This window comes from Blochmannia endosymbiont of Camponotus nipponensis (assembly GCF_009827135.1).
Classification (GTDB): Bacteria; Pseudomonadota; Gammaproteobacteria; order Enterobacterales; family Enterobacteriaceae; genus Blochmanniella.
In genome coordinates, this window is record NZ_CP046534.1 from 474,432 (window position 1) to 489,081 (window position 14,650).

At 27.4% G+C, this 14,650-nt stretch carries 11 protein-coding genes and 4 tRNA genes; 11 read left to right on the plus strand and 4 right to left on the minus strand.

Features of this window, described 5'->3' with window-relative positions:
- The first annotated feature begins 63 nt into the window (after positions 1-63).
- From GN161_RS01990 to GN161_RS02005, 4 genes are all read left to right on the plus strand, one after another.
- Positions 64-137, plus strand: a tRNA-Arg gene (locus GN161_RS01990).
- A gap of 60 nt (positions 138-197) precedes the next feature.
- Positions 198-270: transfer RNA gene (locus tag GN161_RS01995), tRNA-His, on the plus strand.
- A 42-nt stretch (positions 271-312) separates the two neighbouring features.
- Positions 313-398, plus strand: a tRNA-Leu gene (locus GN161_RS02000).
- Between the two features lie 113 nt (positions 399-511).
- A tRNA-Pro gene (locus GN161_RS02005) sits at positions 512-585 on the plus strand.
- A gap of 112 nt (positions 586-697) precedes the next feature.
- On the opposite strand, the gene hemD is transcribed toward GN161_RS02005, so the two are convergent.
- Positions 698-1,447, minus strand: a complete 750-nt coding sequence (gene hemD / locus GN161_RS02010; RefSeq protein ID WP_159715064.1) for a uroporphyrinogen-III synthase — start codon at positions 1,445-1,447, stop codon at positions 698-700.
- A gap of 47 nt (positions 1,448-1,494) precedes the next feature.
- Positions 1,495-2,406: a hydroxymethylbilane synthase gene (gene hemC / locus GN161_RS02015; protein WP_159715548.1), complete on the minus strand. Its 912-nt coding sequence runs from the start codon at positions 2,404-2,406 to the stop codon at positions 1,495-1,497.
- Positions 2,407-3,497: 1,091 nt separating this feature from the next.
- Between hemC and dapF the strand changes: the two genes are divergently transcribed.
- From dapF to yigL, 5 genes are all read left to right on the plus strand, one after another.
- Positions 3,498-4,322, plus strand: a complete 825-nt coding sequence (dapF, locus tag GN161_RS02020) for a diaminopimelate epimerase (RefSeq protein WP_159715066.1) — start codon at positions 3,498-3,500, stop codon at positions 4,320-4,322.
- Between the two features lie 60 nt (positions 4,323-4,382).
- A complete protein-coding gene (gene yigB, locus GN161_RS02025; protein ID WP_159715068.1) occupies positions 4,383-5,102 on the plus strand; it encodes a 5-amino-6-(5-phospho-D-ribitylamino)uracil phosphatase YigB in 720 nt (239 codons plus the stop codon).
- Between the two features lie 70 nt (positions 5,103-5,172).
- The gene (locus GN161_RS02030) at positions 5,173-7,131 is read left to right on the plus strand and encodes a UvrD-helicase domain-containing protein (RefSeq protein WP_159715070.1); all 1,959 of its coding nucleotides are present in this window, start codon (positions 5,173-5,175) and stop codon (positions 7,129-7,131) included.
- A gap of 463 nt (positions 7,132-7,594) precedes the next feature.
- The gene (corA, locus tag GN161_RS02035) at positions 7,595-8,539 is read left to right on the plus strand and encodes a magnesium/cobalt transporter CorA (RefSeq protein ID WP_159715072.1); all 945 of its coding nucleotides are present in this window, start codon (positions 7,595-7,597) and stop codon (positions 8,537-8,539) included.
- A gap of 369 nt (positions 8,540-8,908) precedes the next feature.
- Positions 8,909-9,706 carry a sugar/pyridoxal phosphate phosphatase YigL gene (gene yigL, locus GN161_RS02040; protein ID WP_159715074.1) on the plus strand — a complete coding sequence of 266 codons (798 nt, stop codon included), beginning with the start codon at positions 8,909-8,911 and terminating at the stop codon, positions 9,704-9,706.
- 343 nt (positions 9,707-10,049) lie between these two features.
- On the opposite strand, the gene GN161_RS02045 is transcribed toward yigL, so the two are convergent.
- Positions 10,050-10,643 (minus strand): YhgN family NAAT transporter, encoded by a 594-nt coding sequence (locus GN161_RS02045; protein ID WP_159715076.1) that lies wholly within the window; start codon positions 10,641-10,643, stop codon positions 10,050-10,052.
- Between the two features lie 187 nt (positions 10,644-10,830).
- Here GN161_RS02045 and asd point away from each other — a divergent pair, with 187 nt between their 5' ends.
- A complete protein-coding gene (asd, locus tag GN161_RS02050; protein ID WP_159715078.1) occupies positions 10,831-11,937 on the plus strand; it encodes an aspartate-semialdehyde dehydrogenase in 1,107 nt (368 codons plus the stop codon).
- A gap of 157 nt (positions 11,938-12,094) precedes the next feature.
- Here the strand turns inward: asd and GN161_RS02055 are convergent, their stop codons facing one another.
- Positions 12,095-12,685, minus strand: coding sequence for an NfuA family Fe-S biogenesis protein (locus GN161_RS02055; RefSeq protein WP_159715080.1), 591 nt, complete (start codon positions 12,683-12,685; stop codon positions 12,095-12,097).
- A gap of 1,396 nt (positions 12,686-14,081) precedes the next feature.
- Here GN161_RS02055 and aroK point away from each other — a divergent pair.
- Entirely contained in the window at positions 14,082-14,633 is a 552-nt protein-coding gene (gene aroK, locus GN161_RS02060; RefSeq protein WP_159715550.1) for a shikimate kinase AroK, read from the plus strand.
- The last annotated feature ends 17 nt before the right edge of the window (positions 14,634-14,650 follow it).

Consider the following 14,650-nt stretch of genomic DNA (forward strand, 5'->3'; position numbering starts at 1 on the left):
GGTGATGAATTAAACATATTTTGGGGTTAACATAGGTCTAAATTAAATATATACGCTACATTAGCGTCCGTAGCTCAATTGGATAGAGCAGTACCCTCCGGAGGTGAAGGTTTCAGGTTCAAATCCTGTCGGACGCAGTGGATTTATTTTACATATGCTTATATATAAACAACAAACAATTAGAGTTGATCGATATGGTGATTGTAGCTCAGTCGGTAGAGCTCTGGATTGTGGTTCCAGAAGTCGTGGGTTCGAATCCCATCAATCACCCATTATTTTTATTAAAATAAGGAATTATAAGGATGATACAAAGCGAAGGTGGCGGAATTGGCAGACGCACTGATTTCAGGGGTTAGTGTCTTTATAAAGACGTGAGGGTTCAAACCCCTTCCTTCGCAATAGGAAGGTTCAGCATAATTATTATGTAGTAAATTGTTGGTTATATTGGAGTAATATATTTTTAAGTAGGGTATATATGATTGGAAGTTGATTGTATATGATGTATAAGAATCGGCGAGTGGCGTAGTTTGGTAGCGTTCCTGGTTTGGGACTAGGAGGTCGGAGGTTCAAATCCTCTCTCGCCGATTCTTATACATCATATAAGAATGATTATATACTATTATTTTACAGAATTTTCATGTGTATCTATTTATGTGTAGATGAAAATAATTATGTGAACAGATTGTTTTGTTGTACGTTATGAATTTTTGATTAAGACATGAGTGAGTACATCGTTATGTGCTGATTGTGCTATAATGATATTTTTCCAGCCTAGATATTTAGCTAATTTAGCTAAACGTGGGCTTACCACTACTAGTTTACATTGTATTAACCAAGATGTACGATAAAATTGAGGAACTAAATAATATAGTTGTTTCAGTATCTCTCCCGAGGTAACTACTACAGTTGTAATATTTAATTCTAATAATTTATGCGATTCTTCTTCCCCGTTATACTGTAACAGTTGTCTACGATAACATTCGCAGGATGAAACTAATACTCCTCTTTTTTCAAGAGTATCGTCTAGAATGGTGCGTCCATTATTACCTCTTAAAATCAGAGCACGTTTTCCATCACTATACATTAATTCAGGTAGTCGTAATAAATTTTCACTACTCGCTTGGCCTATGGGATATTTTACTAAAATTCCTGACAACTTATACATCTTGATACTAGTTGTATATCCAATAGCATAATATGATAATTTAGTAGGCCAAGATATTCCTACATTGAGTAACTGACGGTGAGCATATTTAATTGCGTGCTGTGATACAATACATAAAAAATCTCCTTTAGAAAGTAAATTTAATTGTTGTTCTAATGATGATAGTGTTTTTCCGGCAGAAAAATAAATTAATGGTAGATGATACGCGAATATGCCAAAAGAAAGCAACTTATTTACCAATTGTTCTCCATACGGAGATGGACGAGTGATTAAAATGTTCATGATTATTGTTGATGAATTAAATTTTGTTTGATTTCATAAATTTTTTGTTAAAATATGTTCTTTTTAAATCTAATTAATAAATCTTCAGCAAGAATGAAGCCTAATTTTTCAGCTTGATTTAAAGGTGCTCGTCCTTCAGTACGAATAATTTTACTGCCATCAGGTAATCCAATAAGCGCTCGTAACCATATTTGATCATCTTCAATTTCAGCATAACTAGCGATTGGTAATTGACAGTAACTTTCTAAATAAGTAGTAACAGCACGTTCTGCTGTAACACGTAATGAAGTTTCTTGATGATGTAAAGGTGATAATAATGATAAAATATCTGAGTCAGCTAAACGACATTCAATGGCTATGGCGCCTTGTCCCATAGCCGGTAATAGATCAGATGGATCAATATGAGCACGAATGTATTTATTTAGCTTCAATCGTTGTAATCCGGCTACAGCTAGAATTATTGCATCATATTGTCCGTATTGTAATTTTTTTAATCTAGTGTCTATGTTACCTCGCAAATTGCTGATTATTAAATCTGGGCGCTGTGCTCGTATTTGACATTGTCTGCGTAAACTGGATGTACCTATTATACTTCCAATAGGTAATGCATTGATATTAGAATATTTTAAACTAACAAAAGCGTCACGTGGGTCATTGCGTTTACATAGAATTGGAAGAATTAATTCTTTTGGTAAAGGAACTGTAATATCTTTCATAGAGTGAACAGCGATATCGGCACGAGAATCTACTAATGCATGTTCTAATTCTTTAATAAATGAACCTTTTTTAATTTTGTTGTTTGCATCAGTATTTATAAATTTATCTCCTGTTGTTATAAGAGGCATTAGTTCTATCTGTATAGTGGGATGGTAACGTTTTAGTTCGTTATAAACATATTGAGCCTGACAAATAGCCAGTCGGCTTTTTCGAGTAGCAATTCTTAAAATTTTAGTTTTCATCATTGTCATTAAGCTAGAACGTGTAATATATAAACATTAATTAATTGTAATATTTTTGTGTATAATTACGTATCAATATATCTATTATAAAAATTTTATAAAAATAAATAGATATGTACTAATGAATTGATTTGTAATGGTTTTTATGATTAAAATATTTATATAAAATAATTTGTAAATTATATATAATTTATTATATAAAACTATAATATTTAAATTTTAACAATTTAATATTAAAAAGTAGTTTAATACATAAATCATAAAAATATCGGAGCATATCATTACTTGAATGTTTTAATTTTATTTTTTTATGATTTATATTTTATATTATGTTTATTTTTATAAATATTTAGTAGTAAGGATGTTTTATGTATTATTATATTTTTAATAAAAATTAATGTAATTATGTATTGAACCATGTTTTTATTATTGATTAAGAATAAAAAATAACAAATCAAATAACTACAATATTACAGATTATGAATGTATTTTCATATAAATAAAATAATTTTATTATTTATTAGAAAATAATATGTAAATATTTACTATTTTAAAACGTCATCAGTTGTATTTAAATAATTTATAACAGATCTTCTTTATATGAAAATCACTGCATTCTTATTAAAAAAAATAGATTTTAATAAGCTTTAATAAATACATCTTTTTATTGATAATATGAAATGTAGAAATTTTATCATAATTTAATGAACGGAAAAAGATAATTTTAATTATGTGTTGATTATGATAATAAAATTTTGTAAAACAGAAATAATAATAAAAGAAGATAAATGTTATGCAATATTAAACTTATAATATGTTATCATGACTACATGTATGTGGCTATTATTGATTTTATTGTATTCGTAGCAAGAGATTTTTTTATCATAATAAAAACATTTTTTATTTTTATAATACGTAAATAATAATTACTATTTATTTTATTTTTTAAGTATAACTAATAATTACTATATTGTATTTAAATGTTCAAATAAAAATAAAGTCATAATAGTTAAATTTATGGAATATTAAAACGGTTTTTAAAGATTAGTATATGTATCTAATTTTATTTTCTAATATTATATGAGGAAGATATGCAATTTACAAAAATGAATGGTTTGGGTAATGACTTTGTAATTATAAATGGCGTAACACAAAGTATACATCTTACCTCTGAGGATATTAGATATTTATCGAATCGATATTATGGAATTGGATTTGATCAATTATTAATAGTAGAACCTCCTTACGATCCAAAAATAGATTTTCATTGTCGAATTTATAATGCGGATGGAACAGAAGTGAATCAATGCGGCAATGGTATTCGTTGTTTTGCTAAATTTGTTTACTTTAAAAAATTGACTAATAAACGAAATATTCATATTAGTACTCGTACTCATCGTATGGTGTTATCTATAATGGCTGATCACCGTATATCTGTTAATATGGGATCACCAATATTTGATCCGAAACTTATTCCATTTTATACACCACAATATCAAAAAATTTATATTTTATTTTTGCCTACACAAATAATACTGTGTGGTGTAGTATCTATGGGTAATCCGCATTGTATTATTTTAGTAGAAAAAATAGAAACCACTCACGTTACTTTATTAGGATCAGCATTAGAAGATCATCATTGTTTTCCAGAACGAGTTAATGTAAGTTTTATGAAAATTGTTAATCGTAATAATATCCAATTAAGGGTATATGAGCGCGGTGTAGGAGAAACTAAAGCTTGTGGAACTGCTGCCTGCGCAGCGGTCGCTGTAGGTATTCAGCAGGGGTTATTGTATGAATCAGTGGATGTAAATTTACCTGGAGGTACTTTGTTGGTAACTTGGAAAGGTACAAATAATCCGTTATATATGATCGGATCAACATCGTATGTGTATGATGGAAATATTAATTTATAAACAGATAATTATTAAATAATATAATAGATTTATATGTATATATTAATATAGGTGTGATTTATGTATTTTTACCGTGTATTAAATCCTTTTCATGCTATAACCTTAGATTTAGATAATACGTTATATAATAATTATCCTATCATGAATCAGGCTGAAGAGAAATCAGTATTATTTTTACAACAGTATCATCCCGCATTATCAAAAATTCGAATGAGAGATTATTATCAATCACGTAAAATACTTCGATTGATGGAACCAGATATTTATCATGATGTAAATTATTGGCGTTGGAGATCTTTGAAGGACACTTTATTACGGGCAGGGTTAACTAAAAATGAAGCACAATCAGGTGCTGATTCTGCTATGGAAATTATTATATATTGGCGTAATAAGATTGATGTACCTCTTAGTACTCATGAAACCTTATCAGCATTAAGTGCTAAATGGCCATTAATTGCAATTACTAATGGTAATGCAAATCTTATTTCTTGTGGATTACAACAATATTTTCAAGATGTACTACGTGCTGGCATCAATGGTCGTGCTAAGCCTTACAAGGATATGTATTATTTAGCTTCCAAGCGTTTTGGAATATCTTGTAAAAATATTTTACATGTAGGAGATGACTTGCAGACAGATGTGAGAGGAGCAATGTATGCTGGAATGCAAGCTTGTTGGATCAATCAATATAATAATTTAAGTCAATTTTGTTTAATTGATGCAAAATTATTACCACATTTGAAAATTTCAAAATTAACATCCTTAACATATTTGTTATGATTGTTGATATTTATGTTGATGATAAGTATCAATAATAAACATTTACTATATATATATATTGTAATATTTTATGAATGTTTATAGTGTGCTTGATACATTGAATGATAAACAACAAGAGGCGGTAACCTCTAATGATAAAAATATATTGGTGGTATCTGGAGCTGGTAGTGGAAAAACTCGAGTTTTAGTAAATCGTATTGTTTGGTTACAATTAGTAAAAAAATATGCACCATCCTCAATAATAGCGATTACTTTTACGAATAAAGCCGCTTCAGTAATGCGTGATCGTGTACAATCTTTAATTGGTATTCAAAAAAAAAATGATATATGGATTAGTACATTTCATGGATTAGCAAATCGTTTGTTACGTGTTCATTACGTGGATGCAAATTTACCAAAGGATTTTCAAATACTCGATCACGGCGATCAAATTCGACTTTTGAAACAGTTAATACGTTCACTTAACTTAAATGAGAATAAATATAGTGCACATCGAGCTATGCACTATATTAATATAAAAAAAAATAGAATTTCAGATATTCCTCCTCATAATATAAATATAAATCGTGATGCAATAGAAATGGTATGGTGTCAGATTTATCAGTCTTATAAAGATATATGTAATCGTTCTGGATTGGTAGATTTTAATGAATTATTAAAACGTGCATATATATTATGTTTAAATTATCCAAATATTTTACGTTATTATCAACAAAGATTTATTAATATTTTAGTAGATGAATTTCAAGATACTAATCAAGTTCAATATGCTTGGTTACGGCTATTATCAGGAAATAATAATAATTTAATGATTGTGGGGGATGATGATCAATCTATTTATGGTTGGAGAGGAGCGCAAGTAGAAAACTTTAGACGATTTTTAGAAGATTTTTCGCATGTACGGATTGTTATATTAGAGCAGAATTATCGTTCTACTAGTACTATCTTGAAAGCTGCTAATGCTCTTATTTGTAAAAATAACATGCGTTTAAAAAAAAATTTATGGACACTTGAAGATAAAGGGAATGCTATTTCCGTTTATTGTGCTGTTAATGTAGCAGATGAAGCTTTATTTGTAGCAAATAATCTAGTAAATTGGAGGGAAAGACATGGTGACTTGAATAAGTGTGCGGTTCTATATCGAAATAATTTTCAATCTCGTTTGATAGAAGAAATGTTATTAAAAAAAAAGATACCTTATCAAATATATGGAGGGATGCAATTTTTTGAGCGTAAAGAAATCAAGGATATTTTGGCTTATTTAAAATTTATAGTCAATCAAAGTAATGATACTGCTTATATGAGAATAATTAATACTCCTAATAGAGGGATTGGTCAAAGTACTGTAGAAATGATTAACACATACGCTAACTTAAATCATTTAAGTTTGTGGAACAGTAGTTTATATGTTTCAAACAAAAAGATCATTAAAGGCGGGCCTGCTATTGCTTTAAAAAAATTTATTACTTTAATAGATTCATTAAAAAAACAAATTTTAACTACAACATTGTCCTTACATGAACAAATTTGTTATATTATTAAGTCGGTTGGATTGCGGAGTATATATGATAAAAATATATCAGCACCAACATATCGTGAACGTATGCAAAATATTGAAGAGTTAATAGCAATGAGTAAGCAATATGATGATTCGTTAGAATCAACGATCAATATAAATCCATTACAACAGTTTTTATCATATATATCTGTAGAATTTGAAGGACACTCATCTGATGCATATTCGGATGCGGTGCAATTAATGACGCTGCATTCTGCAAAAGGATTAGAATTTTCTCAAGTGTTTATTATAGGATTAGAAGAGGGGATTTTTCCAAATTATATTTCTTTGACTAGTCAATCATTATTGGAAGAAGAGCGTAGATTGATGTATGTTGGCATCACACGTGCTATGCATAAATTAACAATTAGTTATTCAGAAACTCGTTACATCTATGGAAAAGAGAGGGTAGTTCAATCGCCATCTAGGTTTGTTAATGAATTACCAATAGATTGTTTAGAAATATGTTGATGTTGTTTACCAGAAATTAGTACTGATTATTGTATAAACTTATATTGCTATTTTAATTTTTCAGGTAGTTACTGCTCTAATTACATTAGATTATTATATAATATAGATATATTATTGTTTTTAAAAAAAAGAGATGTAAAATGCTAAAGATCATTTCATTCTACATATGATATGTGTGTTCTAATTTATGCAAATTGCATTTATAGTAATTAGAAAATAACTCATATTGGGTATGTAGTTAATCATTATAATAAATTATGTTTATTATTAAATAGATAAACACCTACGAATTATTTCGAATCATTATAGACAGTTTTATATTCAATGACAGTTGTCATAACTTTTTCTGTTATGTAATGTGTATTTATGAAATTATAGGCTTGAAAATAGTCAATTATTATTTAATTTTAATTATTATGATCTAATATATTTTAGTTTGTATCCGTTGAGGAAACAATGGTATATGTATAATATATTCCAATTTAAAAATAATCATTTATTTCGTGTTGATGAGAAAGATAAAATATCATTTTTAAATGATATTATTTGGGTTGATATAATAGATTCAAATGATGATGAATATAGTTTTATACAAAATGTATTGCTACACCAAAAAATGAAATTTTTTGAATTAAAAAATATTAACAAGATCGCACGTTTTTTTAGAGATAAAAATGGATTACATATTCGTTCTTTTTTCTTTTCATATGATGGCCAAAAAAAAATAAATAATTCCATTGTATCTTTTACCATTTATAATGGATGTCTCTTTACTTTACGTGAAGAAGAATTTCCAGTGTTCTGTAGGTATCAGCAATACTTGCATAATCATTTGTTAATTAATGGCAATCCTTATGAATTATTATTAAATTTGTTTGAAGTAAAGCTTGATGATTTAGCAAATAAGATAGAACATATTTATAATACTTTAGAAGCTTTAAGTTCTGTTATTATGAATGGAGACCAAATAGATGAATATGATCATGCTCTTTCTGATTTAGCTATATTAGAGAATATAGGTTGGAAAATTCGTGTTAATTTGTTAGATACTGAAAGAGCAATAAAATTTTTAATACGTAAAGTAAAATTATCTGTAGCACAACAAGAATACGCTAATGATATTTTAAGTGATATTACATTGTTATTACCGCATAATGAATATGTATTTCACCAAGTAAGTGTTTTAACTCAGTCAGCAATGGGTTTTATTAATATTGAGCAAAATAGAATTATAAAAATTTTTTCAGTTGTTTTTTTGCCTCCAACTTTAATAGCATCTAGTTACGGAATGAATTTTGAATTTATGCCGGAATTACAATGGTCGTTTGGTTATCCTAGCGCTATTATTTTAATGATTTTAGCAGGACTTGCTCCTTATATTTATTTTAAATATAAAAATTGGCTATGAAATTTAATAATTTGATTATATTATAATATGTAATTTTTTAAATAAATACTAATCGAGTACAGTTTAGATATTGAAAATATATTTTCTGTATATTTTGTAATTTAATATTACAGTAAAAATTAAATAAATTTAATATTTTGAGTCTTTTATGTGTGAATATATTTAATTGATCTATAAAAATAGTTATAAAAATTTTTTTATAGAATAAAAAAATCATTTTATATAGAAGTATAAAAAATAATGCAAAAAATTAGTGTAAGAAACAATATTTATTATGATACATCGATTTTTTTATTAATCATGTCATAATCATCGGTGTGTAATAATTATTATCGTGTATTTTAATAAAAGTAATAAGCGAGGTAATAAATGTTTCGCATCGTTGCGTCTGATTTAGATGGAACTCTGCTAACACCAGACTACCGATTAACATCTTTTACTAAAAAAATTCTGCAATTATTAACCAATCGAAATATTCATTTTGTTTTTGCTACTGGTCGGCATCATATAAACGTCATGAAAATACGTGAAAACTTGAAAATTGACTCTTATATGATTACTTCTAATGGAGCAAGAATACACAATTCTGATGGAAAATTAATTGCTTCTTATAATTTAGACACAGACATTGTTTCTGACTTATTATATATAGTACATCATGATGCTCAGATTATTACTAATGTTTTTTATAATGATAAGTTGTTGATGAATAAGTCAATATTACAGCCACGTTGGCTGACTAATGGAGCTAATTTTGATGTTTATCAAAAGAATACATTACCTTTAGATGGTATTTGTAAAGTATATTTTACTAGTAATAATTATCAGCGATTATTGTGTTTAGAAAAAGAATTAAACACGCGATGGGAGCATCGCGTGAATGTTAGTTTTTCGCTTCCTACATGTCTTGAGGTAATGCCAGAAGGGGTTTCTAAAGGGCACGCTTTAGAGAAAGTGGCTAAATTATTAGGATGTCAACTTAAAGATTGTATTTCATTTGGTGATGGCATGAACGATCAAGAAATGTTGTCGATGGCAGGAAAGGGGTGTATTATGAGTAATGCTCAACAACGTCTAAAAGATACGCTTCCATTATTGGAAATTATTGGTAGCAATAAATATGATGCCGTTTCCCACTATTTACAATGTATTTTTTTTCATAATTAATCTGAAATATTGTTAATAATAAATATTAATAATTATAATACTCACAATTAATCTATAAATATAATTTGATAACAAATAAATTTATTGAAGAATCATTGTTATTAACAAAAGACTAATATAAAAATCAATGATAGTACAAATTATAATTTTCTATGAAGGTTATTATTTTTTTTATGTACTTCACTACACTGAAAGTGTTTTTTATATTTTAATATAAATAATAAAAATTTATAATTTTTTATTTAATTTTTAAAAATGTAATGTTGTTGTGTGATGCATAGGAAACTATTAAAAATTAAGATATTCAAATATATTTATATAAAAAATAATAAATTTTTTAATATCATGCACATAAATAACTGTGCATTCCATCAAGTAACATTTGGGTAGAAATCATTACTAACAACAAACCCATTAATCTCTCTAATGCGCTGATACCTTTATTGCCTAATAGACGAGAAAATATATTAGATAACATTAAAATTAACATGGATAATCCCCAAGCAATAATTAATGCCAAAATTAAACAATTGATTTGCTGGGGATATTGATGAGATAACAATAATAATGTTGCTAAAATCGAAGGACCTGCAACTAAAGGGATAGCAAGTGGCACTAAAAAAGGTTCTTCTCCATCTGATAATCCCGTGTTATTTCCTTCTTCTGAAGGAAATATCATTTTTATAGCAATTAAAAACAACACAATACCTCCAGAAATTGAAACTGTTTCTGTATGTAGATTAAGAAATACTAAAATATGTTCACCAACAAATAAAAAACCTAACATTAATAATAAAGCAATTATCATCTCTCGAATTATTATAATTTGACGTCTTTTTGGTTCTAAGTCTTTTAGTATCGACATAAAAATCGGTAAATTTCCGATAGGATCCATAATTAAAAATAATAGAACTGTAGCTGATATCATTTCATTCATTATTATTTTCCTAGAAGTTATGTGTATTTTGTATACACTACACTTTTTATAAAGTAAATTATAAATATTGGTTATAAATATATTATATTATATCAACATATTTTTAATAAATGTTCAATATCTCATAATACTCGGAATACATATAATTTTTGATACACAGTGCTTAATAATAATTGAGAGATTGATAATGAAAAATATTGGGTTTGTTGGTTGGAGAGGTATGGTAGGTTCAGTGCTAATGAATCGTATGCAAGAAGAACATGATTTTGATTATTTTCATTCCACTTTTCTTTCTACATCTCAAGTAGGAGAAGATGCGCCAAATATTCGAGGGGTACAAGAATTATTTTTACAAGATGCTTATAATATTGAACTTCTTCATTCTTTAGATATTATTGTTACATGTCAGGGCAGTTCATATAGTAAAATTATTTACCCAAAACTAAGAAAAATTGGTTGGACAGGATATTGGATTGATAGCGCTTCGCTCTTAAGAATGAATGATGATGCGATTATTGTTTTGGATCCTGTGAATCAAGTATTTATAGAACAAAGTATAAATAATGGCATTAAAACTTTTGTAGGTGGTAATTGTACTGTAAGTTTAATGTTAATGTCTTTAGGTGGGCTATTTGCTCACAATTTGATCGAATGGGTTTTTTCCTCTACCTATCAAGCAGCTTCTGGATATGGAGCACGTGCTATGCGTGAGTTATTGATACAAATGGGTCAAGTGTACAATTTGGTAATTGATTTTTTAAAATCTCCTGTAATGGCTATTTTAGATATTGAACATATGATTACTAAATTTAGTAAAACTGATTCTTTATTAGTAGATTGTTTTAAAGTTCCCTTAGTAGGTAGTGTCATTCCGTGGATTGGTAATGATGCGTGTGATGGTCAAACTCAAGAAGAATGGAAAGGCCAATCAGAAACTAACAAAATTCTCAATACTTCTGAAATTATAACAGTGGATAGTTTATGTGTACGTGTTAGCTCATTACGTTGTCATAGTCAATCATTTGTCTTAAAACTTAAGAAAGATATTTGTCTGATGGAAATAGAAGAAATACTTCAATCTCATAATGAATGGGTAGAAGTAATACCAAATGATATTGTACAAACATTAGGAAGATTAACTCCTGTTATGGTATCTGGAACACTAAAGATACCTATTGGCCGGTTACGTAAATTGAATGTAAGTAATAAATACATTTCAGCTTTTAGCGTGGGTGATCAATTACTATGGGGAGCAGCTGAACCATTACGAAGAATAATACGTCAATTGGTATAAATCCACTTATTTTAAAAATTAGGCCGTATGCCGTGTGTAATATGAAAATTAAATAAAATAGTAAATTACATACTATTAAAAAACAAATATACTTAATACAATGAATGAAGTAAATTTACAATTACTGTATTATATGCTTGCAATATGAAACTAGTATTTAATAATAAGAATGCATTCCATGTTGATGTTGAGTAATATCTAGTACTCCTTTTAATTCTGGGAAAAGATTCTTCAAAGTGGTTTCGATTCCTTCTTTTATAGTATGGTGAGCCATTGCACAACCATTGCAACCTCCATAGAACTTAATAACAGCTAATAAATCTTCAGTAACGTGCATTAAAGATACGCTTCCTCCATGCATTTCCAGTTGTGGATTAATTTTAAATTGCAATATATGTCTTATTTGTTCTTCCAGAGTATTATTACTCATTTTATCTTCTGTGTTGTTGTACGCTTTAGTAGCGTTAGGAGCTTTAATAGTAAGTTGATCGCCTAGTTTATTAATCGCAACGTCAATGCATGCGTTTTCAAGAAAAGATATATATAATTTATCAATGTGGACATTAAAGCATTTAAATTTAATAACAATGTCATTGGGCTGAAATTTTTCTGGTGGACAAAAACGAACGCCGCATTCTGCATTAACTGTACCCGGATTTATTACAAAAATCCGTATTTGAGTGCCCTGTTTTTTATTTGCTAACAGCTTGGTAAAATGCTCTTGAGCAACAGAAGTTATATAAATCATTTATGCTACACACTAAATAATTAAATAATACAGTAATATATAATGTTAAAGTTTATACGTTTTCTTAAACTATTTAAATTATAGCGTACATCTATCTTCATGTATTTTATATATATATATTCGACATATAGTTTATATATATACTACGTAATATAATTTAAGTGCATTAATTACATGTACAAACTCTTTTAATATTATTATAAATAGATCTACTTTAAAATATAAAATAATATTAAGATATATGTCTATTGTATCAAAGTGATTTTCCATTAACAACTTTAATATATTATATTTTTAAAAAAATAAAAAATATTTAATAATTTGTAGTTGTAATATGAAAAAAGATAATAATCTTATTATTTATTGTACTATCATTGATAGATTTAAAATTTGAATGTTAACAGTAGCGCAAAAATTTATGGATAATTAAATTTATAAAATACTATGGATGCTCTTAAATATGAATTAATAAAAGTTTTAAACGCAGGTTAATGTTAAAATTTTTTGTTATCAGTTAAAATTTAAATAATATTTATGGGTATTAATGTTACGTATAACACAAAAATTTTTAACCATTATGTTTATAAAAAATAATACTTTTAATGACAATCATTAAGATATCAACGTATCATGAATTATATATATAAAATTTTCAGAACGTTGGTATGTTTATAAACATTCAGAATGGATACTTTATTGTTTTTTTACATATTTAATAAAGGTAACATATAAATCTTGAATTACATGGATTTATATGTCAATATATATATTGATAATTGAAAATTTATATTTAACTTATAGAATGGTATGGGATTTAATGTTGCTGATATTGATTATTGCGATAAATATCAGCTATTAAAATATTAAAAAATTTGTGATGTAATACTTTTTTTAAACAATCGTTGATTTTTTTATAACCACATGATATAATTATATCATATATTTAATAAATATTCTGGTTATTAATTCAAATAAAAAATTATTTTTAATAATAATAATAATTACAATAATAAGATAAGCATCTTTGCAAATCTTGTGTAATAGACATACTCTATAACGCTAATATAATTGTTGATTTAATGTGCACTAAATTTTAATCTGTACTTGTACTGGTTATTTTTCGTGTTCATTTAGCTATTATCGATATTTTGCGCTATAATAAGCATTATGTTCTGAATTGTATTCGGAATTTATATTACAATAAACGCATATCGTTATATATTAACAATTAGTAGCATTATTGTATTGATTGTATTATTCTACATAAGCATTTATATTTATAAAAATACAATGATATAATACTTCATATTTTTGTATTATGCATTAATAGATCAATGAGATCTTCACGTAAAGTGACGAAGTGTGTAAGATGGAGAAATCGTTTTCATATAAAAATATGTTAAAAAAGCATAATATTTTTTTAATTGGTCCTATGGGCGCTGGGAAAAGTACCATCGGGCGTCAATTAGCAAATCAATTAAATATGGAATTTTTTGATTCTGATCAAGAAATTGAGAATCGTACCGGAGCAAACATTAGTTGGGTCTTTGATGTGGAAGGGGAAGTTAGATTCCGTGATCGTGAAGAAAAAGTTATTGATGAGTTAACAAAAAAAAAGGATATTGTATTAGCGACTGGAGGAGGTTCTGTTAAATCTCGCATAACACGAAATAATCTTTCTGATCGTGGATTAGTAGTGTATTTAGAAACAACTGTTGACAAACAATTAATGCGAACGCAACATGACAAAAGACGTCCATTATTAAGGTCATCATCGACCTCAGGAAATATTCGGGAATTATTAGAAGTCTTAGCTAAAGAACGCAATCCGTTGTATGAAGAAATTTCAGATATAAGAATTTCCACTGATGAAAAAAATATTAGGATCGTTGTGAATAAAATTATAATTCTTCGTAACCAGAGTACTTCATGTGGCTCATTATTGTAAATTACCCGTTCACAACT

What these genes read in the sequence shown, in the direction of transcription:
- hemD (WP_159715064.1), bottom strand. Translation starts at nt 1,447, where the DNA reads ATGAACATTTTAATCACTCGTCCATCTCCGTATGGAGAACAATTGGTA.
- hemC (WP_159715548.1), bottom strand. Translation starts at nt 2,406, where the DNA reads ATGAAAACTAAAATTTTAAGAATTGCTACTCGAAAAAGCCGACTGGCT.
- dapF (WP_159715066.1), top strand. Translation starts at nt 3,498, where the DNA reads ATGCAATTTACAAAAATGAATGGTTTGGGTAATGACTTTGTAATTATA.
- yigB (WP_159715068.1), top strand. Translation starts at nt 4,383, where the DNA reads ATGTATTTTTACCGTGTATTAAATCCTTTTCATGCTATAACCTTAGAT.
- GN161_RS02030 (WP_159715070.1), top strand. Translation starts at nt 5,173, where the DNA reads ATGAATGTTTATAGTGTGCTTGATACATTGAATGATAAACAACAAGAG.
- corA (WP_159715072.1), top strand. Translation starts at nt 7,595, where the DNA reads ATGTATAATATATTCCAATTTAAAAATAATCATTTATTTCGTGTTGAT.
- yigL (WP_159715074.1), top strand. Translation starts at nt 8,909, where the DNA reads ATGTTTCGCATCGTTGCGTCTGATTTAGATGGAACTCTGCTAACACCA.
- GN161_RS02045 (WP_159715076.1), bottom strand. Translation starts at nt 10,643, where the DNA reads ATGAATGAAATGATATCAGCTACAGTTCTATTATTTTTAATTATGGAT.
- asd (WP_159715078.1), top strand. Translation starts at nt 10,831, where the DNA reads ATGAAAAATATTGGGTTTGTTGGTTGGAGAGGTATGGTAGGTTCAGTG.
- GN161_RS02055 (WP_159715080.1), bottom strand. Translation starts at nt 12,685, where the DNA reads ATGATTTATATAACTTCTGTTGCTCAAGAGCATTTTACCAAGCTGTTA.
- aroK (WP_159715550.1), top strand. Translation starts at nt 14,082, where the DNA reads ATGTTAAAAAAGCATAATATTTTTTTAATTGGTCCTATGGGCGCTGGG.